A 24,507-nucleotide genomic window follows, 5' to 3' on the forward strand; every position below is an offset into this window, starting at 1 on the left:
GCGCCCTACTTATAGGGCGCTTTTTTATACTTAATGACTAATACTAGCTGTTGGGTATAATGTTGTTCCTCCAATTGAAACTTTTATTTCATTTGTTAATGGAACATTTTGTTCATTAATAATTGTTCTCCACCATTCCCATGCAAGACCTGTACATTCTCTTGCTACAATTTTTATATTTTTTGAATTTGGTGGGAGTGGGATAACTGTAGAGTAATGAGCCGTTTTGTCTTTTCCGCTACCATCCCATGTTTTATGTGTTAATACTTCGTTACCCTTTTGGTCAAATGTGAATTCATCCCAAGATACATCAAATTGAGCAACGTAAGCACCGTAATGATCAAGTGTCATTTTAGCACTTGAATATTCTGTAGTTGTCGTCTCAATATAATCTGTATTGTTATGAACAGCAGCAGTTGCATTATCTTTTAAGAAAGTACTTGTATATGAAATTGGGTATGCTGGATTTTTAAGACTTAATTCAGCATTATCTTTAATGATATTTCGGATTTCATTGAAATCTTTAGTAACAACCTTGTTATGCTCTTTCGCATCTCCGCCTAATACTACAGCAGTAAAGGTACTTTCTTCAAAAATATCTTTATACTGTCCACTTGTTTCAACGCTGTTATCCTTAAGTAAGGCTTTAAAAGCAGCTTGTACATCTTTGCTCTTAGATGTTGTTTCTAATTTTACATAAATCGTTCTACCATAAGCTACATTTGAAACCATAACAGGTGGAGCCGAATTACTTACGCCTTTTCGAGTTAACTCATCAAAAGTAACACTATTATCAAAAAGGTCGGATGGATTGTTAGGTAGTTCAGCACTTACTGTATAAAATATTTGCTTATATGCGGCAACCATCACTTTTTTCTCTCCGTTTGCAACCGCATTAAAATCAATGTTTAGACTGTTATCAAGATATTTAGCGTTAACATTAAGAGCACTTGCTATTTGTGATTTACTATAAACCATAGATTCCGTATACTGCATTCTTGCAGGTAACGTATGTGTTGTAGAATACTTTTCATTCCAAGTAGATACTAAATCGTCTACTGCTCCAGCTACATTACCATATGTCGGATTTTGGACAGTGATTGTATTTTCTTTTCTCATGCCCGGTAAGTCTATACTAATATTCAAAGGCTTTCTCTTAGCCACTAATAAACTTGGTTGATTGTCTGCAAAAGCTTTATTTGCAAGTTGTACAGCTCCTGGATACGTGCGATTCACTACAGAATCAATAATTGAAATATCGACTGGTGACGTTGTAAGTGATTTTTTCTCGCGTTCCACTACTACAAATTTACCATTTGAATTGATACTTTCTTTCGGAACAAAACTTTCTACTTTATCACCATTTACAGCTAAAACCTCTTGATTATTATATTTAAGATTTGCTATACCAGTATTAATGCCACTAGCATTTTTGGTTACATCAGTTACATTACTTGCTTGTGTTTCTGCGAAGGAAATAGATGAATAATTAATAGTGCATAAACTAACTAATAAACATGTAAGGAACTTTCTTCTTTTAGTGTTTTTCTTAATATTCAGAAAAATCACCCCGTTCTTTTTTTAGTAAAATATGATAATGATTGATAAATGATAGCTAACTGATAAACTTACATAAATGCTTTTAAAAGTTCTTGAATTAACGGGATTACGCCACCTACAAATTTTAAAACTGCCATTGCGATTTCCATATTATTTCCTCCTTTTTATTGCTACGAAAATGTGATTTATCTTTATGCCCTCATTATAGTGACCCCTTACACTTTTATCAATACACTCTGATATGCAATATTACATATACAAAAAACAAGCTGAATTCTTTTGAAAAATTATACAGAGATATTTTTTCGTTTGGTACATACTTGAAAAGGTGAAGCATTCTTTTGCATTTTATGAGTAATCACATAAAAAAAGCTGCTGCCTATAAAATATAGACAGCAACTTCAACTAGAGTAGCTTGCATAATCTACGCAAGACATTTTATAACTAATAAACTGCGATTGGCCCATAAGGACCATTAATAATTTCTATTTTTGTTTCAAAAATATCTGTCAAAAGTGTTGAGTCCATAACCTCTTCTACTGTTCCAAAAGCAGCAATTTGTCCATCTTTCATAGCACAAATTTTATCCGAGTATTTAGCTGCAAAATTTATGTCATGCATGACAGTCAAAATTGTTCTTCCAAATTCATTAGCTGCACGTCTTAAATGCTCCATCATTTGAACAGAACGAGCAACATCAAGGTTGTTTAAAGGTTCGTCCAAAAGTACATATTCCGTCTCTTGGCACAATACCATCGCTACATATGCCCTTTGTCTTTGACCACCAGAAAGCTCATCTAAATATCTATTCTCTAAACTAGTTAAATCTAAGAAATCGATATATTTAGAAATGATAACCTCATCTTCTTTAGTCAATCTTCCCTTTGAATAAGGAAAGCGCCCAAATCCAACTAATTGTCTAACTGTAAGCCTAGTTACAAAATGATTTTCTTGTCGCAATATAGTCAAAACTTTTGCTAAGTCTTTTGATTTGGATTCAGAAACATCCATATTTGCTACCTGAATTTGGCCTTCATCCATATCTAAAAGTCTGCCAATCATCAAAAGTGTCGTGGACTTTCCAGCGCCATTTGGTCCAATTAAAGAAGTAAAGCCTGCTTTTGGTATTTCAATATCCAAAGGTCCTATTTTTACCTTATCAGTATAGAACTTTTTAACATTATCAATTTTTATCATAAAGCCCTCTTCCTTAAAACTATAGTTAAGAATATAATTCCACCAAATAATTCAATAATAACTGAAACTACACCTTGAGCATGGAATACATGATACATTAAAAAGTATGCGCTCGTCATTATTAAAAATCCTATAGCAAAAGCCATCGGAAAAATATATCTATGATCATAAGTTGCCGCTGCCTGATAACTCAAAGTTGCTACTAAAAAGCCGTAGAAAGTAAGTGGCCCAATTAGAGCGGTTGAAATGGACATCAGAATAGCAACTAATACAAGCGTATAAATTACACTAGGTTGATATTTAACTCCAAAAGAAGTAGCAACATCCTTTCCTAGTGACAAAACATTCAAATTCTTAGAATGAGCAAAAATTAATACTGCTACAATTATGATCATCGGAATTACAATAGGAAAATATGCAGGATCTGCATGATTAACAGAACCAAATAATCTTGCTTGTAAAATATCAAATTCTGAAGGCGCAAGTAGTTTTCTCATGAAAGTTGACACAGAATTTAGCCCGGTACCAATAATAATTCCAACTAAAAGCATAAGTTGTAAATTCCCGTATTTACCGGAAAGTAACCATCCATAAAGTATCAAACTCATGAAGACCATAACAACAACTTGGAATAAAAATGATCCAATTCCATTAAAATTTATTAACGCACTAGCACCAAAGAAGAATACTGTACTCGTTTGAATTGCTGAATAAAGTGATTCGAAACCTAAAAGTGAAGGAGTAATAATTTTATTATTCGTAATAGATTGGAAAGCAACTGTCGACAAGCTATGGCAAACCGCAGCAATAATCATTGCAACAATAGCTACTATCCTTCTCTTAACGACTGGGATAAAAGAAGGTGAATCTATCGGAACTGGATTGTTATAAACTAAAAGTCCATATGAAGAAAGAAGACCTAAAGCAATCAATGTTATGAGTAAAATCCAATAACGTCTTGCTTCCTTCTTAGACCGAAAAGCGCTAGCTGATCTACTTTCATTATGAAGGCTAGAATCGATTTCGACATTTTCTTTTTTTCTATATTCTAATGTGATCATCGTAGCCTCCTTGGTTTTCTTTGTCTCAATAAAATAGTAATAAACACGACTGCTCCCACTGTTGCAAGTATTAAAGAAACAGGTAATTCAAAAGGCTGTATAATTGTTCGAGAAATGATGTCACAGGCAGTTATTGATCCCATTCCGATCACACAAACCCAAGGTAAATTACTCCTAAGATCATCACCTCTAAACATTGAAACGATATTTGGCACAATTAATCCTAAGAAAGGTAAGTGTCCAATAACAGCTGCAACAATTCCAACTGCAACAGAGATAAGAGCAGTCCCAAAAAGAACAATTCTATTGTAATTAACTCCAAGACTTGTTGCGACATCTTCTCCTAGTCCAGCTAAAGTCAATCTATTAGCATACATAAAAATAAGAAAAGTAATGATAACAATCAGCCATAAATATTCATATCTTCCCACCTGAATGTTAGCAAATGAACCTACAAACCAAGTTTCAATACTTTGCGTCTTTTGAAAAAGGAGTCCTAAAAAAGTAGACACTGCAGAAATTACTGCTCCAAGCATCAATCCGATAATCGGAACAATTAAAGACGAACGAAGCTTAACCCTTCTTAAAAATAGAAAGAAAATCATAGTTCCTATAAAAGAAAAAATGATTGCACCAGTCATTCTTTGAACTAAAGTCGGGGCAGGAAATAATAAATACACAAAAAGCAGGCCTAAGCCTGACCATTCAATCGTCCCCGTTGTAGTAGGTTCAACAAAACGATTCTGTGTAATTAATTGCATTACGAGTCCTGCCATCGCCATTGCAGCTCCAGTAAGCATTAATGCAACTGTTCTCGGAACACGAGTGATGAAAAACATCTCCATTCCGTCCTCTTGTCCACGTATATCATAAACTCCAGTAAACAGTGATATAATCCCTAAAATTATAACAACTATAACCGCTATTATAAAAGGTTTTGTCCATATTTTATTGTGATTATAAAACTGGGGTTGAGAAATATTCTCAACCCTAGAAATCATATTTTTTGACACTGTTTCGTACCCCTTTACACTACTTAGCTAAAGTTTTTGCAAGATTTCCAAATAACTCTATATAAGTTTGAATTGATTCATTTGTGTAAGTATCTTCTGGTGCATAAACAACTTGTTGTTTAGAAACAGCAGTTGTGTTTTGAAGAGCTGGTGATTTAGAAATAACATCCTTAGCAGGTGTTGACTTAGCTGCATCAGATGTTGCAGCATCACGATCTAATACGAAAAGCCAATCAGGATTTGTTTGTGCGATAGCTTCAACAGAAACATCATCACCTTTATGACCTGCAGTAGAATTCGAAACTTCTAATGCTGGAGTCCAACCGAAAATTTCATACATAGGTCCCCAAACGCGACCAGAGTGCGGCGCAGCAAAGCCAATATTTCCACCAGTAACGATAACACTCATAACTTTATCTTTTCCGTTATAAGCAGATTTTGCCTTTTCAATAGATTTATCGAAATCAGCTACTAATTGTTTAGCTTCTTTATCTTTAGCAAAGATTTTACCTAAAGTAGTTGTAGAATCTTTAAGTCCTTTTACTAAGTTTTCTCCAGGCTTAGTAGCCTTCTCAGAAACATCAAAATTAAGATCAATAACAGCTGCATTTGGCACTAATTTTTTGATTTCTTCATAATGATCAGCAAATCTTTGACCAACGATTACAAGATCAGGGTTTGCCGCTGCAATAATTTCTAGATTTGGTTCACGGTGATTCCCAATATTTTGAACTTTTTCATCCTTTTTATATGCTGAATCAGCAGGCATGATATCCTTTGGAGCAGCCGCTAATTTAATTCCCCAATCAGATAAAGTTTCAAAAGTTCTGTTATCCAAAGCAACTACATTCTTTGGGTTTACAGGTACTTTAACAGTTCCATGAGCATCAGTGATTTCAACCGTTTTTGGCTTATCACTACCATTATCTTTATTATTAGCCTTCGAAGTTTCTTTACTTGAATCTGAGCAAGCCACTAACATTAAAGTAAAAATTGCTAGAATACTCACTAATTTTAAAAGCATAGATTTTTTCATATGTATACTCCTTATAGTGTGATTTATTTCGAAAATGATGACATCCATAGATTGAATTAGAAGATAACTTTTATTCAATTGAATCGCTATTGATAATCATTTTCATTTGAACATCCTGTTAATTAGTATAGTCATTAATTCTGTGAAAATCTTGTGAATCGTATGAATTCATAAAATCAAGCATAAAAAGTAATATGTGCGGTCAGGACTGTTGATTAACCTTCATTAAATACTTTCTCAACAAATACGGGACAGAGACCTTCCCTTACAAAATACGCGCAGTAATAGCTAATATTTCACAGAAACTACTTTATTATCTTATTTTTATCATTCAACCATTGAATAGCCTCTGCCATGTATCGTTTGAATATATCTATCTTTCTTCTCGCACTTTAGCTTTTTTCTTACATACCCAATATATAAGTCTACTACATTCGGATTTACTACTACGTCATATCCCCAAACTTGATTCAAAAGCATTTCACGGCTTAATATCGTATTTTTATTCTTAATTAAAAATACAAGTAAATCGTACTCGCGCTTCGTAAGCGAGAGATTTTTGCCACCTTTTTTCACAATATTGCTAGATGCATCAACAAAGAGATCTTTAAACTGAAAAAAGTTTGTCTCATTTTGCTGGTTATAGTCACTTCTTCTTAAAATAGCTTGAACTCTCGCTACTAATTCTTCCTTCACAAATGGTTTTCTAATATAATCATCTGCTCCTGCTTGTAACCCTGCTATGCAATCCTCGCTAGAAATATTGTTGGTCACAATAATGATTGGTGTCGTTTTAACAAGTCGTATTTGTCTACAAATTTCTGGTCCCGATATACTTAATGAATCCCAATCCAATATGATAATATCCCAATCTTGCTCATATGCTATATTTAAACCTTGGTTTTCATTGTGAAGTTTTAAAATGAAATGGCCCTCTTGCGTTAAACCGCTTACGATTTTCTTTGCTGAAGACCGTTCATTTTTAATCACCAACACCTGCTTCACCGATGGTTCACCTCTACTTCAATATAAATTATTTAGATAAAAAAATTATCCCGAAAAAATAATTTAAGATTTATAAATTTAAAACCCCTAAATAATCCATTAAAACAGTTTATTAGGAGAACTCTATATAATCTTACAATAGGTATGGATAAAAACACAAAACATATGGAGATTCAAATAAAATGAAGTATTAATTAATCAAACAGAGATGTTCATCCCCACTAATTATCAGTCCTCACCAATCGGGCTTTGACGGGATAAAATTGTGATCATTAAGGGATAACACACAAGATACATTGAGGATGTAATTGAAAGAACCAAAGAATTAGATACATTCTATTTTTAGAACTATAACTTTTCCAGAAACAAAAAGAACCATAACCTCGCCAACCTGGCAAAGTTATGGTTCATATTATACAAAATAAAAAACCACCAAATATGTATTGGTGGAGACGGTGGGAGTCGAACCCACGTCCAAAAATATCGGCACTTAAGCTTCTACGAGTGTAGTCGATATATTAGCATTTCGCGAACTCTTCGGCCTATCGACAGGCTTCCAAGTTGCTAGTCTGGTTGTTCTCTTCCTTTGTCCTCAGACGGCGAACTCCGGCGTAGTCCACTTAGTTTGAGTCCCTTACCCTACCACATGGACGATGGAGGGAGGAACCTTTAGTGCAATTAAGCAGCTAAAGAAAGATTGTTTTGTTTGCCAATTATAGGCTTTGACGTTTTAACGAGGCCGATCCCCTCGACTCGCAACCTAAGCTCGAACTATCCCTGTCGAATCCGTAACGTCCCCATGATAAAAATGGAGCATACGAAGAAAATATCGTGATAGCTACTAAGAGCTGTTTTTCAATGTGCAACAACCTTACATAAGTTATTATAACATACGCGCGCCGTTTTACAAATGTAAATATCTGTATTACATCTTTTGGCGATCACGGAACGCGCGTGCAATTTCACGTTTAGCTTCTTTCTCTTTTAAATCGTGACGCTTATCGTATTGTTTCTTACCTTTTGCTAAACCAAGTGCCATCTTTGCAAATCCATTTTTCAAATAAATTCTAAGTGGAACTAATGCGTAACCTGTTTCTTTCGCAGCGCCCGCTAGTTTATCAATTTCTTTTTTATGCAGAAGTAATTTTCTCGTACGAAGTGGATCATGGTTGAAACGATTCCCTTGTTCGTATGTATTAATGTGCATATTATGAACCCATACTTCACCATTATGTACACGTGCAAACGCATCTTTCAAGTTTACGCGTCCAGCGCGAATCGACTTAATTTCCGTTCCTTGAAGGACAAGCCCTGCTTCGTATGTTTCTTCGATGAAATAATCATGAAATGCTTTTTTATTCTGTGCAATAACCTTACCTGTACCCTTTGGCATATAACGTCCCTCCTCTATTTTTACTATTGTAACAAATGTTAATAAAAAGCGAAAGTGGCTCACTCAGAATCTTTGGACATTGGAACTCCCGACAGAGAAGCGCTTTTTGCTTCGGCCGAGGGAGTGAAATGGCCAACAGATTCTAGCCACTGTAGCTGGATTCCATTAAAAGCGAAAGTGGCTCGCTCAGAATGTGAGGTGGATGGAGCTTCTGACCTTGAGGCGCTCTTTGCCTCTCGGGAAGAAGTGAAGCCGCCGAACATTCTAGCCACTGTAGCTGGATTCCATTAAAAGCGAAAGTGGCTCGCTCAGAATGTGAGGTGGATGGAGCTTCTGACCTTGAGGCGCTCTTTGCCTCTGGGGAAGAAGCGAAGCCGCCGAACATTCTAGCCACTGTAGCTGGATTCCATTAAAAGCGAAAGTGGCTCGCTCTCAAGCCACGAAGAAAAAAGAAAACGGCCCCGCTTTTCATCAAAGCGAAGCCACTCTTTTCTTACTTACGCTTTTTCTTTTTCTTCTTGAATCCTGGTACGTTTTCGAAGAATGCTTTTTTCTTCTTACCGTTACCATCTTTTTTTCCTGGCTGGCTAGCAGAAGCGGATGCAGATGCGGATCCTCTTCCTTTTCCTTTGCCACCACGGTCAAATTTTCTACCTGTGCCACGTTCACCGCCGCGCTCATTACTGCGCTCGCTACGTCCACCGCGTTTCTTTCTGCCTGTTCTTGGCTGTTCGATAACGACTGGACGATCTTTGAACTTACGGCGAGGTGTGCCTTTCATGCCAACGATTTCAAAGTCGATTGCACGCTCGTCTTTGTTTACGTTAATAACGCGAATTGTAATTTCATCACCGATGCGGAATACGTTTCCTGTACGTTCTCCGATCATAGCGAAATGTTGCTCGTCATAACGGTAGTAATCATCCGTTAAGTAGCTAACGTGTACAAGACCTTCAATTGTATTTGGAAGCTCTACGAATAAACCGAAGTTTGTTACAGAACTAATCATACCGTCATACTCTTCACCGATCTTATCAACCATATACTCTGCTTTTTTCATCTCATCTGTTTCACGCTCTGCTTCAACAGCACGGCGTTCCATATTAGAAGAGTGCTCTGCAATCTCAGGTAATTTTTCACGCCATTTTGCTTGCGTTTCGTTGTCGACTTTACCATTAATAATGTATTCACGAATTAATCTATGAACGATTGTATCTGGGTAACGACGAATTGGTGATGTGAAATGTGTGTAGAACTCAGTTGATAAACCGAAATGTCCTAAACTATCCGCATCGTAACGAGCTTGCTTCATAGAACGAAGCATAACTGTTGAAATAACTACTTCTTCTGGCTGTCCTTGAACCATTTCAAGAATTTGTTGCAGCGCACGAGGGTGCACTTCATTCGCACGTCCTTTTACCGCATATCCGAAGTTCGTTACAAACTCGAAGAAACGCTCAAGCTTATCTTCTTTCGGATCTTCATGGACACGGTACATAAACGGTACGTTCATCCAGTGGAAGTGCTCTGCTACTGTTTCATTCGCAACAAGCATAAATTCTTCAATTAACTTCTCTGAAACAGAACGATCGCGCATGACAACGTCTGTCGGTTTTCCTTCTTCATCTACTAATACTTTCGCTTCTTTAAAGTCAAAGTCAATTGCACCACGGCGCATACGTTTTTCACGTAAAATTTGTGCCAATTGACCCATCTCTTTAAACATCGGTACGAGCGGCTCATAACGCTTAATTAACTCTTCGTCCTCATCTTCTAAAATGCTTCTTACGTCAGCATACGTCATACGCTCTGTCGTTTTAATCACACTTTGGAAAATCTCGTGTTTAACAACATCACCTAAGTTGTTGATTTCCATTTCACAAGATAATGTCAGACGGTCTACTTTCGGATTTAATGAGCAAATACCGTTAGATAGACGATGCGGAATCATCGGGATTACACGGTCAACAAGATACACACTTGTCGCTCTTTCCGCTGCTTCAACATCAATTGGAGAGCCTTCTTGAACGTAATGACTTACATCCGCAATGTGAACGCCTAGCTTGTAGTTACCATTTTCAAGCTTCGTTACTGTAACAGCATCATCTAAGTCTTTCGCATCCGCACCATCAATCGTTACGATCATTTGATCACGCAGGTCGCGGCGATCTTTTAAATCTTCTTCTGAAATCGTTTCTGGTACACTGTTTGCATGCTCCATCACTTCCTCAGGGAATGCTAAAGGTAAATGATGTTTATGAATGACAGATAAAATATCTACTCCTGGATCATTTTTATGACCTAGAATTTGAATAACTTCACCTTCTGCACTTAAACGATTCTCTGGATAGCTCGTGATTTTCACAACTACTTTATGACCTTCTACAGCGCCCATAGATGCACTTTTCAATACGAAAATGTCACTCGTCCAGCGCTTATTGTCAGGTATAACGAATCCAAAGTTTTTCGATTCTGTATATGTACCAACTAGTTCTTTCGTTCCACGCTCTAAAATGCGTACAATTGAACCTTCTTGACGCGAGCCACTCGATTGAGAACTAAGACGTGCTAATACTGTATCACCATGAAGTGCACCGTTTAATTCTGTAGGCGGGATGAAAAGATCATCGTCTCCCGTTTTCTTCTCGTCTGGTACAACGAATGCAAAACCACGTGCATGTCCAATTAACTTACCTCTTACTAAATTCATCTTTTCAGGAAGACCGTAACGGTTGCTACGAGTACGAATAACAAGTCCCTTTTCTTCCATCGTTACAAGTGCCTTTACGAAATCTTTAAAGCCCTCAGAACCTTCAATCCCAAATGCCTCTTCTAACTCTTGTATCGTTAGCGGTTTATACGCTTCTTCTCTCATAAATAATAACAACTTATCAATATGTTCTTGTATGATTTCTTCCAAGCAAAAATACCTCCTTTAAAACCTTATATTATTTAGTGTATCCGAAAGATAGGGGATGTATAAAGTGAAACTTCAATACTCCCCTTATGATTTTTACAGTTTTCACAAAAAATTCCTTATGAAAAAAAGAGGCAACTAGATCTTACCAATCTAGTTGCTCCAAGAAGTTATATACATCCTCATGTAGCTCGTCACGTTGTTTATCAAGTGTAATGACATGCGTAGAGTCTTCATACCATTTAATGTCTTTTAACGTAGATTCTACACCGTTATAAATAATGTTAGCACTATCTGTATTAATCATTTCGTCATGACGTGCTTGTACAACAAATGTTGGTGCATAAATCATATCCACATTGTTACGTACGTCAGCAATTAATTGTTGTAATGCTTTTAATGTATTCATCGGTGTCTTTTGGAATTCCAACATTTCTTGTTCAATTTGTTCTGGTGATTTTTGCTCACGTTTTTTATATTCGCGGGCATATGCCAATATACCTTGGTACATCGTTTCTTCGCTCTTAATATACATCGGTGCACACATTGGTACTACACCTAAAACCGGTACTGTATAACCTAATTTTAAAGAAAATACGCCGCCAAGTGACAATCCAACAACAGCAATTTTCTCAAAACCTTTATCTTTTAAAAGCTGATATGCCTCCGTTACATCTTGCCACCAATCTGTAGGCCCTGTATGAACAAGCTCTTCTGGTGGTACACCGTGCCCTTTATAAATTGGTGCATGACAAGTATAGCCCTTCTTTTCTAAGAAACGCCCTAACATACGTACATCAGCTGAGTTCCCTGTGAATCCATGTAGTAATAAAACAGCGCGGTCTCCACCCTCAAATGTAAATGGTTTCGGAGATGCTAATTTCATCATGTATTTCTCCTCTTTCTCTTCTGTAATCTAGTCGTATTCTTTCTATATCTAGTGTACCATATTTGTATTTCTATAATCTAATTAGAAACATCTTTCAAATAGCAAAACAAAAAAAGAAGAACCATTAGTACCATTCACTAACGCTTCTTCTTTCAATTTTATAAATTGAAGTACGTAACACCAATTGTTAATACAAAGAACAATACAGCTAAAACAATTGTAATACGGTTTAATACCGCTTCAATTCCACGTGCCTTTTGCTTACCAAATAATTGCTCCGCACCGCCTGAAATTGCACCTGAAAGGCCTGAGCTATTACTAGATTGCATAAGTACCATAACAATCATTAAAATCGATACAATAATAAGTAAAACTGATAATAACGTATGCACTTGGCGTACCTCCTACAAAGATTCAGTTATTGTAACTGTAGCATAAATTCTATAGAAAAGCGAGAGCTATAGAGGCGCTCTCGCTTTTCTTCTATTACATAAACATCATCGCAAATAACGGTCCAAGTAAACATGTCAAAATTGCTGTTAATGTCATTGTTACCGATCCAATAACACCTTCATGTTCGTTATTTTTCATCGCTCTCATCACGCCCATAATATGAGAAGCACATCCAAATCCGATACCTTTACCAACTGAGTTTGTAACACGGCTCCATTTTAATAAAAGGGGTCCTGTAATCGTTCCAGTAATACCTGCGATAACAACGAAAGCTGCTGTTAAGGAAGGTACACCACCGACTTGCTCTGAAACACTCATCGCAACTGGCATTGTCACCGATTTTGGTAATGACGATAAGATTAAGCTTTTATCCGTTCCCATAAGTGAAGCAATCGCAAAATCACTAGCGATTGCAACTGTTGTACCTACTAATACCCCGCCAGCAATCGGTACAACATATTTTTGCAGAACATGACGTTGTTTATAAAGAGGAATTGCAAATGCTACAACACCGGGTCCAAGTAGCTTTGCAATCCAGCCACCACCACTTTCCATATAATGTTGATATGGTATATCAAGCACGATAAATAGGAAAGCCATTAATCCAGTTGCTACAAGCATTGGAATGGTGAATGGTGTTGGAAATAATTTATAGATTTTTTTAGATAATTGATATAATAGCACCGTAAAAAGAACCCAACCGACTCCGATTAATATTTGGCTCATCGCGACTCTCTTTCCTTCCTATTCGCAAGATATTGTCCTGTATGTCCTGCGACAATAATAATTAAAAATGTACTCGCTACAACTGTAATGAAAAGAGAAATTCCTTTACTCATAAAAAAAGCACCGTAATTCATTAGGCCAAGCGTTGGCGGAATTAATAAAAACGGCATAATAGCAACGAGTGTTTCTGCTCCTAAATCGAACCATTTCACTGGAAGAACTTTTAGGCTAAGTAAAACAAGTAAGAGGAACATTCCAATCAAACTTCCTGGAATCGGAATATTTAACATTTCTTGCACCCAAGTTCCAACCATATAAAACACGTAAAGAGCAGCAATTTGGACAAGAATCTTTGTAAATTTCATGTTCATCATCCCTCATGTTTATACGATCTTCTGTTAATATCTTTATCATAGTATAAATTGTAAAAAGCTGCAATTTATCAACTTGACAGCAAAAACAGCCTATGTTATACGCTTACAACCTTGATATGACTGCATTTTCAAACGGAAATTACGTCAAAAACCTTGACCTAATATAAAAAGTTTTTATTTTCTGAATTTAAAAGACTATTATTTCAATAAAATAATCTTTTTATCCTTAAACTTACATATATATAAAGTGAAACTTTAATCATTGAGGTTTTCCTCATCCCCATTAATTATTATCCCTCACCAAGCGGATTTGTACCGGATAAACAAGATAGGTGGTGAACATATGCCCAAAAAAGTTCTCATTTTTTGTGATCCTGGGATTGATGATACGATGGCTCTCCTCTTAGCATTCTTTATCGATGAAATAGAAATCGTCGGTATCGTTGCTGATTACGGCAATGTTCCAAAAAAAATGGCCGTAGAAAATGCTCATTTTTTTAATAACGAAACAAAGAATAGAAATATCAAGATATTCGGTGGTTCAGAACGTCCCCTTACAGGTGCCCCACCTGCGTTTTTTACGGATGTACATGGGAAACAGGGGCTCGGTCCAATTATTCCAAAGGTGAATGTGACTAACGGAGAAATGGAGAATTTTTTTGAAGTCATTCCTCTTATTGAACAGTATAAAGATGAATTAATCATTGTAAGTTTAGGAAGACTTACCTCCCTAGCAATTTTATTCATCGTATGTAAACAGTTAATGAAGCAAGTTAAATCTTACTACGTAATGGGCGGTGCCTTTTTACATCCTGGTAATGTTACCCCTATTTCCGAAGCAAACTTTTATGGCGATCCTACTGCTGCTAATATAGTCCTTCAATCTACAGCTAACATGTACATATACCCATTAAACGTTACCCAATATTCCGTCATTACACCAGAAATGGCAGAGTATATTGAAGCAAAAGGAAAAGCCCCACTTCTCAAACCTTTATTCGATCATTATTACTACGGATATTATAAAGACGCCCTACCACATTTAAAAGGCAGCCCTTTCCATGACACAATGCCAATACTCGCTTTATTTGATAACTCTATGTTCACGTATCATAAATCACCTATTGTTGTCATGACAGAATCCTCTGCACAAGGAGCAAGCATAGGGGAATTTCGCTCTTTAGTGAACCAGAAGCCATTTATTGATTGGCCGGTTCATCAAATCGCAATTGATTTTGACTATAACCGCTTCTTCAAACATTTCATGTCACTTATGACGGGTGAACAATTTTAGCATAAAAAAACAGACCGTGATTTCTCACGGTCTGTCGTTTATTTTCTACAATTATCGTTTGATGTTATAGAAAGATTTGATACCATCGTAAACAGCGATTTCGCCTAGTTCGTCTTCGATGCGTAATAATTGGTTGTACTTAGCAATACGGTCAGTACGGCTCATAGAACCAGTTTTGATTTGGCCAGCGTTAGTTGCAACTGCGATGTCAGCGATTGTAGCATCTTCAGTTTCACCAGAACGGTGAGATACAACTGCTGTGTAACCAGCACGTTTAGCCATTTCGATAGCTTCGAAAGTCTCAGTTAAAGTACCGATTTGGTTAACTTTAATTAAGATTGAGTTAGAGATACCTTTTTCGATACCTTCAGCAAGTTTTTGAGTGTTAGTTACGAATAAATCGTCACCAACTAATTGTACTTTATCACCGATACGCTCAGTTAATAATTTGTGACCATCCCAGTCGTTTTCGTCTAAACCATCTTCGATAGAGATGATTGGGAAGTCTTTGCAAAGCTCTTCATAGAAATCAACCATTTCTGCAGAAGTTAAGCCAGTACGGCCTTCGCCTGCAAGGTCATATTTACCAGTTTCTTTGTTGTAGAACTCAGAAGAAGCAACGTCCATTCCTAAGAATACGTTCTCGCCAGCTTTGTAACCAGCTTTTTCGATAGCTTCGATGATTACTTCTAAAGCTTCACGGTTAGAACCAAGGTTTGGAGCGAATCCACCTTCGTCACCTACTGCAGTGTTAAGACCTTTGTCATGTAATACAGCTTTAAGTGCATGGAATACTTCAGCACCCATACGGATTGATTCTTTGAATGTTGGAGCACCAACTGGTAAGATCATGAACTCTTGGAAGTCAACGTTGTTATCAGCGTGAGAACCACCGTTGATGATGTTCATCATTGGAGTTGGTAATTGTTTTGCATTGAATCCACCAAGGTAACGGTATAATGGAAGACCTACGAAGTCAGCTGCTGCGTGAGCTACTGCCATAGATACACCAAGGATAGCGTTAGCGCCTAGTTTACCTTTGTTTGGAGTGCCATCTAATTCGATCATAGCACGGTCGATACCAGCTTGGTCAGTTACATCGAAACCTTCGATTTCTGGAGCGATAATTTCGTTAACGTTGTTTACTGCGTTAATAACACCTTTACCAAGGTAACGCGATTTGTCACCGTCACGTAATTCTACTGCTTCGTGTTCACCAGTAGATGCACCACTTGGTACGATAGCGCGTCCGAAAGCGCCGCTTTCTGTATAAACTTCTACTTCTACAGTTGGGTTACCACGAGAGTCAAGGACTTCGCGAGCATAAACATCAATAATTGTTGGCATAATAAATTCTCTCCTTTTTATATAAGCAAATTATTTAATAATTGTTTTACCTGTCATTTCTTTCGGTTGTTCCACATTTAAAAGTGTAAGCATTGTTGGAGCGATATCTCCTAAAATACCACCTTCACGAAGCTCTACATCATTTTTTGTAACGATGAAAGGAACCGGGTTAGTTGTATGAGCTGTCATAGGACCACCATCAGCAGTTAACTCCTGATCAGCATTACCATGGTCAGCAGTAATAAGTGCTACACCATCTTTTGCAAGAATCGCTTCTACAACTTTTCCTAAACATTCGTCAGTTGCTTCTACTGCTTTAATTGTTGGTTCCATCATCCCAGAATGGCCAACCATATCACAGTTCGCAAAGTTAAGAATGATAACATCATGTTTATCATTTTCGATTTCATTTACTAAAGCGTCCGTTACTTCGTAAATGCTCATTTCAGGTTTCAAGTCATACGTTGCAACCTTCGGTGAGTTAATTAAGATACGCTCTTCTCCTGGGAATTCAGCCTCACGACCACCGCTAAAGAAGAATGTAACGTGCGGATACTTTTCAGTTTCCGCGATGCGAAGTTGCTTTAATCCCGCTTGCGCAACAACTTCACCTAAAGTGTTATCAAGGTTCATTGGCTTGAATGCCACGTAACCATCTACAGTTTCACTGAAGTGTGTCATACATACGAATTCTGGAATGTGAGGTACTTTTTCACCACGATCGAACTCACGGAAGTCTTCGTTTGTAAATACACGAGCAATTTGAATTGCACGGTCTGGACGGAAGTTATAGAAGATAACTGCATCATCATCATTGATTGTTGCAACTGGCGTGTTATCTTCGTTAACAATTACAGACGGCAATACGAATTCATCATAGATACCGTTCGCATAAGAGTCTTCTACACACTCTTCTGCTGATTTATAAGTAGGGCCTTCACCATTCACCATAGCACTGTAACATTTTTCTACGCGATCCCAACGCTTGTCACGGTCCATAGAGTAATAACGACCAGAGATAGTCGCGAATTGTCCTACTCCTGTTTCTTTAATTACTTCATTCGTTGCATCGATATAACCTTTTGCTGTTTGTGGTCCAACATCGCGGCCGTCTAAGAATGCATGGATATAAACTTTCTCCACGCCTTCTTTTGCTGCTAGGCGAAGAAGAGCAAACATATGGTTCATGTGACTGTGCACACCACCGTCAGAAAGTAAACCGAATAAATGAAGTGCAGTACCTTTTTCTTTTACACTTTTAATTGCATTTTGGAAAGTTTCGTTCTTATCGAACTCACCTTCACGAATTGCAACGTTAACGCGTGTTAAGCTTTGATATACTACGCGGCCAGCACCGATATTTAAGTGACCAACCTCAGAGTTACCCATTTGACCTTCTGGAAGACCTACCGCCTCACCACAAGCTGTAAGCGTTGTGTGAGGGAATTTGTTCCAGTAACCATCAAAATTAGGTTTCTTAGCTTGTGCTACAGCATTCCCGTAAGTTTCTTCACGAAGTCCGAAACCGTCAAGAATGATTAAAGCTGTTGGCTTTCTCATTTTACCGCCCCCAGAAGACCTAAGAACGAAGCAGGCTCTAAGCTAGCACCGCCAACTAAAGCGCCGTCGATGTCAGATTGTGCCATATACTCTTTAATGTTTTCTGGTTTTACGCTACCGCCGTATTGGATACGAACAGCTTCTGCAGCTTCTGGAGAAACAGCTTCTGCAACAACTTTACGGATGTGCGCACATACTTCGTTTGCATCTGCAGAAGAAGAAGATTTACCTGTACCGATAGCCCAGATTGGCTCATAAGCGATAACAGTTGCTTTAACTTGCTCTTCTGTTAAACCTGCAAGTGCTTTTGTCACTTGACCTGCTACTAGATCAAATGTTTTTCCGCTTTCGCGCTCTTCTAAAGTCTCACCACAACATACGATTGGTGTTAAACCATGTTCAAATGCTGCGATAGTCTTTTTGTTTACTGACTCATCTGTTTCAGCAAACATTTCACGACGCTCAGAGTGGCCAAGTACTACATAGCCAACTTTTAAGTCGCTAAGTGCTACTGGGCTAATTTCGCCAGTGAATGCACCATTTTTTTCGAAGTGCATGTTTTGTGCACCTACTTGTAAGTCAGTTCCTTCAGTTGCTGCTACAAGGCGCTCTAAGAATAGAGCTGGAGAGCAAACTACTGCATCAACAGCTGAAGCTGCTGGGATTTGACCTTTAACTTCCTCTACGAAGCTAACTGCTTCAGATAGAGTTTTATTCATTTTCCAGTTACCTGCGATAATTGGTTTACGCATGCTTTGCACCGTCCTTTTTCTTTGGCTGCTACTTATTTGTCGTTAAGACAAACTACACCTGGAAGCTCTTTACCTTCCATGAATTCTAATGACGCACCGCCGCCAGTAGAAATGTGGCTCATTTTATCAGCCATACCGAATTTTTCAACAGCTGCTGCAGAGTCACCACCGCCGATAACAGAGTATGTATCTTCTGCATCTGCTAATGCTTGTCCTACTGCTTTTGTACCTTCTGCGAATGGAGTCATTTCGAATACACCCATTGGTCCATTCCATACAACAAGCTTAGAATTTTTAATTACATCTGCATAAATTTCACGTGTTTTAGGACCGATGTCCACGCCTTCCCAGTTAGAAGGGATAGAGTCGATACCAACGATTTTAGTTGTTGCAGTTTCAGAGAATTCCTCAGTGATTACAACATCAACTGGCATGTAGAAGTTTACGCCTTTTTCTTTTGCAAGTTGCATAAATTCTTTAGCTAGTTCGATCTTGTCGTCTTCACATAGAGATAGACCAATTTCATGACCTAAAGCTTTAACGAATGTGTAAGCAAGTCCACCACCGATGATTAAGTTATCTACTTTGTCTAATAGATGACGAATTACACCGATTTTATCTTTTACTTTCGCACCACCGATGATAGCTGTAAATGGACGTTCTGGGTTAGAAAGTGCTTTACCAAGTACATCTAACTCTTTTTCCATTAATAGACCAGATACTGCTGGTAGGTAGTCTGCGATACCTGCTGTAGAAGCGTGAGCACGGTGAGCTGCACCGAATGCATCGTTTACGAAGATGTCAGCAAGTGCTGCAAATTCTTTCGCAAGTTCTGCATCGTTCTTTTCTTCGCCCGCATAGAAACGTACGTTTTCAAGAACTAATACGTCGCCTTCGTTCATTGCTGCAACCATTTCTTGTGCAACTGGTCCGAATGCTTCGTCCGCTTTTTTAACGTCTTTACCAAGAAGCTCGCCTAAACGTGCTGCTACTGGAGTTAAACGCATTTCTTCTACTACTTGACCTTTTGGACGGCCTAAGTGACTTGCTAAAATAACTTTCGCACCTTGCTCTACTAAATATTGAATTGTAGGAAGAGCTGCACGGATACGAGTTTCATCTGTAATTTTGCCTTCTTTCATAGGTACGTTGAAATCAACGCGGCAAAATACACGCTTACCTTTTAAATCTACGTCACGAATTGATTTTTTGTTCATTGGATTTCCCTCCGACTACTAGTTAGGATTGACAAAACCCACTCAAAAGCTTAACACATTTGCTTTTAAAACGAAAGAAGAGAGAGAGGGAACAAACCCTCTCCCTCGTTTTGTCATTGATAACTTATATAATTAAGAATTAAAGACCTTTTGAAGTCATGTAAGCTGCTAGGTCTACTACGCGGTTAGAGTAACCAGTTTCGTTATCGTACCAAGAAAGTACTTTAACCATGTTACCTTCCATTACCATTGTAGATAATGCATCGATTGTAGAAGAAGCTGTACATCCGTTATAGTCGATAGATACTAATGGCTCTTCGCTGTATCCAAGGATACCTTTTAATTCGCCTTCAGCTGCTGCTTTGAATGCTGCATTTACTTCTTCAACTGTTACTTCTTTGTCAAGTTCAACAACTAAGTCAACTAGAGAAACGTTAGCAGTTGGAACACGTACAGCGCCACCGTTTAATTTACCTTTAAGTTCTGGTAATACTAATGCTACAGCTTTAGCTGCACCAGTAGATGTTGGGATCATGTTTTCAGCTGCTGCACGAGCACGACGTAAATCTTTGTGTGGTAAGTCTAAGATTTGTTGGTCGTTAGTGTAAGAGTGAATTGTTGTCATCATTCCGCGTTTTACGCCGAATTTTTCGTTTAATACTTTAGCGAATGGAGCTAGACAGTTTGTAGTACAAGAAGCGTTAGATACTACGTTGTGGTTAGCTGCATCGTATTGTTCGTGGTTAACACCCATAACTACAGTGATATCTTCGTCAGAAGCTGGAGCTGAGATGATAACTTTCTTAACTGATCCACCTAAGTGTTTCTCAGCATCTGATTTTTTAGTGAAACGGCCAGTAGATTCTACTACTACTTCTACTCCGTAGTCGCTCCATGGTAATTGAGCTGGGTCACGCTCAGCGATAACTTTAATTTCTTTACCGTTAACAACGATGCTGTTTTCGTTAGCAGATACTTCTGCATTTAAAGTTCCGTGAACTGTGTCATATTTTAAAAGGTGAGCTAATGTTTTAGCATCTGTTAAGTCGTTGATTGCTACTACTTCTACCTCAGAGTTGTTAAGAGCTGCGCGGAATACGTTACGTCCGATACGTCCAAATCCATTAATACCAATTTTAGTCATTTGAATTTCCTCCTTGGGGGATTATATTAAAGGGTAAAACCCTTTGTTAACTGTTTTGCTGCACCTTCATCTGTAATTAGAATTGAAGTGTGCCCTTGTTTAATTACAGCCTGTATTGCTTTTGCCTTTGAAGAACCTCCAGCGACTGCAACAACATGAGATACATTTTGTAAGTCCTCTAGTTGCATACCAACTGTTCTTACTTTATGAACAACATTTCCTTCTTCATTAAAGTAGTAACCGAAAGCTTCGCCAACTGCTTCGCTTGCCTGAATCTTTAACCAATCTGCTTCTGAAGTACTTCTGCGACGTGCCATTGTTAACGCATCACCTATTCCATGAATGACGATATTGGAAGATCGAATCAACTCAAGAACTTCTTTCACGGAAGGCTCTGTCACAATAGACGCATATGCTTCGCTACTAACATGGTCTGGAACATACAATAAGCGATAATTACTCATCGTATTTTGCGCCATCTTGGCACAAATGGTATTGGCTTCTAATTCAACACCTTCTCCAATTCCACCACGTGCTGGGACAAACAGCATATGTAAATCTTTGCAATCAAGTTGCATCATGTCCGCAGCAGCAGCTAGCGTAGTTCCTCCAGCCACAGCAACGATATTATTCGCTGTCAGACGGTCTTTTATACAAGTCACACAAGCACGGCCCATCTCCAGTTTGACCCAAGGTGATTCATCACTATCACCAGGGACAACGAAAACTTCATCCAAGTCTAATGTTTCCTTAAGTTGCTTTTCTAAAACCTTTAACCCGGAAATTTCTTTCATAAAGTCTTCCAAAGCAAGAACTAAAGCTGTTCCTTCTTCTGTCAAAGTCATTCCAGAAGAAGCGACGTGAACTAAGTTTTGTTCTTTCAAAACTTGAACTTCACTTCGCAATACTCGTTCTGTCATACCGAGACTTGCTGATAAGTTTCTTCTTCCAATCGGCTGCATGAGCCTAATGTATTGAAGAATTTGCATTCTCGTTTGCATAACAGGTAGCAGATCAGGTAATAATTTTTTTGTGTTCTGAATCCATGAGCGCATATCTTTTCTCCTCACTACATCGGTTCATTTTCCCTCGTGGTCACTTTGCGTCCCGTAGTGACATTTTGTGTCCCACATAGGTTAAAAAAATAATCCCTGCTACGTGTATTATTGTAACAGGAGATAGAAACTTATTCAACTCTTAACTGCATTCTTTATATAGTTTATTATGACACCTTTGTGAATGTTACCATATTCTACTTGTTTTCCGTCCATTTCTACAACCGGAATCATTAAGTGATATTTTTCTAAAAGGTCATTATCTTCATATATATCTATTTCCTCGATTTGAAAAGAATATTCACATTGTACTTCCTGTAAAACTTGTTTTGCCTTCACGCAAAGGCCACAATCTTTTTTAGTATACAGTACAACTTTCATCTTCTTCACCTATCCGATCGTTTTTCGTAATGACGAAGCTGGGATATGCATTTGTTCTCTATACTTCGCCACTGTTCTTCGAGAAATAACAATTTCATGCTCTTCTTCTAATAATTTTGAAATCTTTTGATCTGAAAGTGGCTTTTTCTTATCCTCTGCCCCAATTAGCGTTTGAATAAATTGTTTTACACGTTTTGTAGAAACTGCTTCATCTTCAGTCGTCGAAACGGCATTGCTAAAGAACGATTTCATCTCAAATAAACCGTGTGGTGTTTGCACATATTTATTTCGCGTCGCACGACTAATTGTCGATTCATGCACACTTAACTCTTCCGCTACCTCTTTTAAAGCGAGAGGTCTTAAATACTCTGGACCTTTCCAGAAGAAATCACGTTGTTTTTCCATAATAATAGTCATTACTTGCAGCAATGTCTGTTTTCTCTGCTTCAAACTGCGCATAATCCACTGCACATGCTGATACTTTTCTGATACGTAAGATGCTACTTCACTTTCACTATTATTAAGAAGCGCACTATATTCAGAATGAATTTCAATTCTCGGCATATTTCTCTCATTCATTTGTAAAACGAGGCGATCGCCATCTTTTTTCACCGCCATATCAGGTACAATGTAAAGTGGTTTATCTGAAGAAAACGCAAGACCTGGTTTTGGTTGTAATGACGTTATACAATTTACCGCAATCTGCAATTCCTCATTACTACACTTCAACACTTGAACGAGCTTTCGCCAATCTTTCTTCACAAAATAAGCGAAATGATCTTCTACAACCTCTTCTGCTAATCCATTACGTCTTTGTAAGCGCTTCAATTGTAAGGTTAAACATTCCTGAATATTACGCGCCCCTACCCCTGCTGGCTCCAGTGATTGGACAAGCTCTACAGAACGGTCGACTACATGAATATGTGCAGAAAGGAGCTCTGCTAACTCTTCATTCGTTTCTTGTAAATATCCATTTCCATCCATGTTCATAATAATGAAAGAAGCTACTTTTCGCTCTTCTTCATCTATTTTATAATACTGTATTTGATTTAATAAATGTTGCTGAATCGTTGTAGAATCCACACTGTAGATCTCCATCTGATTCTCGACTTGTTTGCTGGTACTTTTACTGTTGTTAGAGCTCTTTTTCTTCTCCCTCTCAAAACCACCTAACTCAATAAGGGGATTCTCTAACGATTGCTCATACAAAAACTCCGATAATTCTTGTACATTATACTGGAGCATTGTAATCGCTTGCCTTAACTCTTGTGTCATTGCCAAACGTAAGCTTTGTTCTTGTAAAAGACTTGCCTTCAAACTAATCTCCCCCTTGTTTCTATTGTACAATAAGTTTGGTAAAAGGAGAATCCTCACGCAGACACCCATTCCAAAATATTATTAATTTATATGTATTAATGAGATTTACAACTTACAACCGAAATTTGAATAATATTGAAAGAAAATAATAAAATTAAAAATTATTATCAAGTACTAATAGTAAATCTTATTACTAGATATAACAAGAGGTAAATAAAAAAAGTCCTAACCTACAAAACGTAAGTTAGGACTTTTTGACGCGCCCAGAGGGATTCGAACCCCCGGCAGACGTGGTACCGGAAACCACCGCTCTATCCGACTGAGCTATGGGCGCATGATTATAGAAAACACTTCATTTTCTTCTCATAATAATAGCAATAAAATCCATCTAAATCAATAAAAATATCCCCGTAATACCTTATGCATCTTAGCTAAAAGCATATAAAATCCATTCCACCCCTAAATTTTCCAATCATAAATTCACCCCAACTCACAAATTATAACCTATGAATTGATATTCCAAAGGGGGCTTCATTCAATGACTGTAATTACAAAATTAAAGCAAACTGTTTCTGGATTAAAAAGTGCACAAGCTAGCTTAGAGGGATTCGCTCTTGATACGGATAACCAACAAGCTAAGCAACTTTTCCAAACAGCTGCGCAGCAAACACAAACGATTATCGATTCTTTAAACCCACGCGTTGAAGAAGTCCAACAAGAAGAACCACAATACTCACAGCAATAACGAATCAGATTTGCTGTGAAATAGAAAAAGGATGATATGCAGTCATCCTTTTTCTATCACATTACATATTG

General features: G+C 37.7%; 23 protein-coding genes, 1 tRNA gene and 1 other RNA gene. 3 read left to right on the forward strand and 22 right to left on the reverse strand.

The window, feature by feature from the left end; translation table 11 throughout:
* Positions 1–30 precede the first annotated feature (30 nt).
* The 8 genes from alo to smpB all read right to left on the reverse strand — a co-directional run bounded on the left by alo (position 31) and on the right by smpB (position 8,265).
* Complete coding sequence (gene alo / locus ES895_RS12575; protein WP_000576744.1) at positions 31–1,569, reverse strand: anthrolysin O/cereolysin O family cholesterol-dependent cytolysin Alo; 1,539 nt, start codon at positions 1,567–1,569, stop codon at positions 31–33.
* 435 nt (positions 1,570–2,004) lie between these two features.
* Positions 2,005–2,757, reverse strand: a complete 753-nt coding sequence (locus tag ES895_RS12580) for an iron ABC transporter ATP-binding protein (protein ID WP_000590071.1) — start codon at positions 2,755–2,757, stop codon at positions 2,005–2,007.
* On the reverse strand, positions 2,754–3,818 hold the full coding sequence (locus tag ES895_RS12585; RefSeq protein ID WP_000631244.1) for an iron chelate uptake ABC transporter family permease subunit: 1,065 nt from the start codon (positions 3,816–3,818) through the stop codon (positions 2,754–2,756). Before ES895_RS12585 ends, ES895_RS12580 begins: the two co-directional genes overlap by 4 nt.
* Positions 3,815–4,831 carry an ABC transporter permease gene (locus ES895_RS12590; RefSeq protein ID WP_000042063.1) on the reverse strand — a complete coding sequence of 339 codons (1,017 nt, stop codon included), beginning with the start codon at positions 4,829–4,831 and terminating at the stop codon, positions 3,815–3,817. Before ES895_RS12590 ends, ES895_RS12585 begins: the two co-directional genes overlap by 4 nt.
* Positions 4,832–4,850: 19 nt before the next feature.
* Positions 4,851–5,867, reverse strand: a complete 1,017-nt coding sequence (locus tag ES895_RS12595) for a siderophore ABC transporter substrate-binding protein (protein WP_000749436.1) — start codon at positions 5,865–5,867, stop codon at positions 4,851–4,853.
* A gap of 327 nt (positions 5,868–6,194) precedes the next feature.
* Positions 6,195–6,872 (reverse strand): response regulator transcription factor, encoded by a 678-nt coding sequence (locus ES895_RS12600; RefSeq protein ID WP_000815809.1) that lies wholly within the window; start codon positions 6,870–6,872, stop codon positions 6,195–6,197.
* 444 nt (positions 6,873–7,316) lie between these two features.
* Positions 7,317–7,671, reverse strand: a transfer-messenger RNA (tmRNA) gene (gene ssrA / locus ES895_RS12605).
* 126 nt (positions 7,672–7,797) lie between these two features.
* Entirely contained in the window at positions 7,798–8,265 is a 468-nt protein-coding gene (smpB, locus tag ES895_RS12610; protein WP_001123919.1) for an SsrA-binding protein, read from the reverse strand.
* A gap of 123 nt (positions 8,266–8,388) precedes the next feature.
* Here smpB and ES895_RS12615 point away from each other — a divergent pair, with 123 nt between their 5' ends.
* A complete protein-coding gene (locus ES895_RS12615) occupies positions 8,389–8,556 on the forward strand; it encodes a hypothetical protein (RefSeq protein WP_162279587.1) in 168 nt (55 codons plus the stop codon).
* A gap of 202 nt (positions 8,557–8,758) precedes the next feature.
* Here ES895_RS12615 and rnr read toward each other — a convergent pair whose 3' ends face one another.
* From rnr to ES895_RS12645, 5 genes are all read right to left on the reverse strand, one after another.
* Positions 8,759–11,185 carry a ribonuclease R gene (gene rnr, locus ES895_RS12625; RefSeq protein ID WP_048534581.1) on the reverse strand — a complete coding sequence of 809 codons (2,427 nt, stop codon included), beginning with the start codon at positions 11,183–11,185 and terminating at the stop codon, positions 8,759–8,761.
* Positions 11,186–11,327: 142 nt separating this feature from the next.
* A complete protein-coding gene (estA, locus tag ES895_RS12630; RefSeq protein ID WP_000761986.1) occupies positions 11,328–12,068 on the reverse strand; it encodes a carboxylesterase in 741 nt (246 codons plus the stop codon).
* A gap of 161 nt (positions 12,069–12,229) precedes the next feature.
* On the reverse strand, positions 12,230–12,463 hold the full coding sequence (secG, locus tag ES895_RS12635) for a preprotein translocase subunit SecG (protein ID WP_000557264.1): 234 nt from the start codon (positions 12,461–12,463) through the stop codon (positions 12,230–12,232).
* A gap of 94 nt (positions 12,464–12,557) precedes the next feature.
* A complete protein-coding gene (locus ES895_RS12640; RefSeq protein ID WP_000078309.1) occupies positions 12,558–13,250 on the reverse strand; it encodes an LrgB family protein in 693 nt (230 codons plus the stop codon).
* Positions 13,247–13,615, reverse strand: coding sequence for a CidA/LrgA family holin-like protein (locus tag ES895_RS12645; protein WP_000673222.1), 369 nt, complete (start codon positions 13,613–13,615; stop codon positions 13,247–13,249). Before ES895_RS12645 ends, ES895_RS12640 begins: the two co-directional genes overlap by 4 nt.
* A 352-nt stretch (positions 13,616–13,967) precedes the next feature.
* Here ES895_RS12645 and ES895_RS12650 point away from each other — a divergent pair, with 352 nt between their 5' ends.
* Positions 13,968–14,918: a nucleoside hydrolase gene (locus ES895_RS12650; protein WP_001125053.1), complete on the forward strand. Its 951-nt coding sequence runs from the start codon at positions 13,968–13,970 to the stop codon at positions 14,916–14,918.
* Positions 14,919–14,969: 51 nt separating this feature from the next.
* On the opposite strand, the gene eno is transcribed toward ES895_RS12650, so the two are convergent.
* The 9 genes from eno to ES895_RS12695 form a co-directional block, all read right to left on the reverse strand.
* Entirely contained in the window at positions 14,970–16,265 is a 1,296-nt protein-coding gene (eno, locus tag ES895_RS12655) for a phosphopyruvate hydratase (RefSeq protein ID WP_001142111.1), read from the reverse strand.
* A 30-nt stretch (positions 16,266–16,295) separates the two neighbouring features.
* Positions 16,296–17,825: a 2,3-bisphosphoglycerate-independent phosphoglycerate mutase gene (gpmI, locus tag ES895_RS12660; RefSeq protein ID WP_001231158.1), complete on the reverse strand. Its 1,530-nt coding sequence runs from the start codon at positions 17,823–17,825 to the stop codon at positions 16,296–16,298.
* Complete coding sequence (gene tpiA / locus ES895_RS12665; protein ID WP_001231038.1) at positions 17,822–18,577, reverse strand: triose-phosphate isomerase; 756 nt, start codon at positions 18,575–18,577, stop codon at positions 17,822–17,824. Before tpiA ends, gpmI begins: the two co-directional genes overlap by 4 nt.
* Before the next feature lie 32 nt (positions 18,578–18,609).
* On the reverse strand, positions 18,610–19,794 hold the full coding sequence (locus ES895_RS12670) for a phosphoglycerate kinase (RefSeq protein WP_001036350.1): 1,185 nt from the start codon (positions 19,792–19,794) through the stop codon (positions 18,610–18,612).
* A 139-nt stretch (positions 19,795–19,933) separates the two neighbouring features.
* A complete protein-coding gene (gap, locus tag ES895_RS12675) occupies positions 19,934–20,938 on the reverse strand; it encodes a type I glyceraldehyde-3-phosphate dehydrogenase (protein WP_000161236.1) in 1,005 nt (334 codons plus the stop codon).
* Positions 20,939–20,964: 26 nt separating this feature from the next.
* A complete protein-coding gene (gene cggR, locus ES895_RS12680; RefSeq protein WP_001258185.1) occupies positions 20,965–21,993 on the reverse strand; it encodes a gapA transcriptional regulator CggR in 1,029 nt (342 codons plus the stop codon).
* Positions 21,994–22,128: 135 nt separating this feature from the next.
* A complete protein-coding gene (locus ES895_RS12685; protein WP_000869730.1) occupies positions 22,129–22,374 on the reverse strand; it encodes a glutaredoxin family protein in 246 nt (81 codons plus the stop codon).
* Between the two features lie 9 nt (positions 22,375–22,383).
* Complete coding sequence (gene rpoN, locus ES895_RS12690) at positions 22,384–23,691, reverse strand: RNA polymerase factor sigma-54 (RefSeq protein ID WP_000647952.1); 1,308 nt, start codon at positions 23,689–23,691, stop codon at positions 22,384–22,386.
* Positions 23,692–23,949: 258 nt separating this feature from the next.
* Positions 23,950–24,025 (reverse strand) — tRNA-Arg (locus tag ES895_RS12695).
* Positions 24,026–24,229: 204 nt separating this feature from the next.
* On the opposite strand from ES895_RS12695, the gene ES895_RS12700 reads away from it, so the two are divergent.
* Positions 24,230–24,436, forward strand: coding sequence for a DUF1657 domain-containing protein (locus tag ES895_RS12700; protein ID WP_000216166.1), 207 nt, complete (start codon positions 24,230–24,232; stop codon positions 24,434–24,436).
* Positions 24,437–24,507: the final 71 nt, after the last annotated feature.

This window comes from Bacillus sp. 007/AIA-02/001 (assembly GCF_004634455.1).
In the GTDB taxonomy this organism is placed as follows: Bacteria; Bacillota; Bacilli; order Bacillales; family Bacillaceae_G; genus Bacillus_A; species Bacillus_A cereus.

Excerpts from the sequence above, each read along its gene's own strand:
- ES895_RS12580 (WP_000590071.1), bottom strand. The coding sequence starts at position 2,757 with ATGATAAAAATTGATAATGTTAAAAAGTTCTATACTGATAAGGTAAAA.
- ES895_RS12585 (WP_000631244.1), bottom strand. The coding sequence starts at position 3,818 with ATGATCACATTAGAATATAGAAAAAAAGAAAATGTCGAAATCGATTCT.
- ES895_RS12595 (WP_000749436.1), bottom strand. The coding sequence starts at position 5,867 with ATGAAAAAATCTATGCTTTTAAAATTAGTGAGTATTCTAGCAATTTTT.
- smpB (WP_001123919.1), bottom strand. The coding sequence starts at position 8,265 with ATGCCAAAGGGTACAGGTAAGGTTATTGCACAGAATAAAAAAGCATTT.
- estA (WP_000761986.1), bottom strand. The coding sequence starts at position 12,068 with ATGAAATTAGCATCTCCGAAACCATTTACATTTGAGGGTGGAGACCGC.
- ES895_RS12640 (WP_000078309.1), bottom strand. The coding sequence starts at position 13,250 with ATGAGCCAAATATTAATCGGAGTCGGTTGGGTTCTTTTTACGGTGCTA.
- ES895_RS12645 (WP_000673222.1), bottom strand. The coding sequence starts at position 13,615 with ATGAAATTTACAAAGATTCTTGTCCAAATTGCTGCTCTTTACGTGTTT.
- ES895_RS12650 (WP_001125053.1), top strand. The coding sequence starts at position 13,968 with ATGCCCAAAAAAGTTCTCATTTTTTGTGATCCTGGGATTGATGATACG.
- eno (WP_001142111.1), bottom strand. The coding sequence starts at position 16,265 with ATGCCAACAATTATTGATGTTTATGCTCGCGAAGTCCTTGACTCTCGT.
- gpmI (WP_001231158.1), bottom strand. The coding sequence starts at position 17,825 with ATGAGAAAGCCAACAGCTTTAATCATTCTTGACGGTTTCGGACTTCGT.
- tpiA (WP_001231038.1), bottom strand. The coding sequence starts at position 18,577 with ATGCGTAAACCAATTATCGCAGGTAACTGGAAAATGAATAAAACTCTA.
- ES895_RS12670 (WP_001036350.1), bottom strand. The coding sequence starts at position 19,794 with ATGAACAAAAAATCAATTCGTGACGTAGATTTAAAAGGTAAGCGTGTA.
- gap (WP_000161236.1), bottom strand. The coding sequence starts at position 20,938 with ATGACTAAAATTGGTATTAATGGATTTGGACGTATCGGACGTAACGTA.
- cggR (WP_001258185.1), bottom strand. The coding sequence starts at position 21,993 with ATGCGCTCATGGATTCAGAACACAAAAAAATTATTACCTGATCTGCTA.
- ES895_RS12685 (WP_000869730.1), bottom strand. The coding sequence starts at position 22,374 with ATGAAAGTTGTACTGTATACTAAAAAAGATTGTGGCCTTTGCGTGAAG.
- ES895_RS12700 (WP_000216166.1), top strand. The coding sequence starts at position 24,230 with ATGACTGTAATTACAAAATTAAAGCAAACTGTTTCTGGATTAAAAAGT.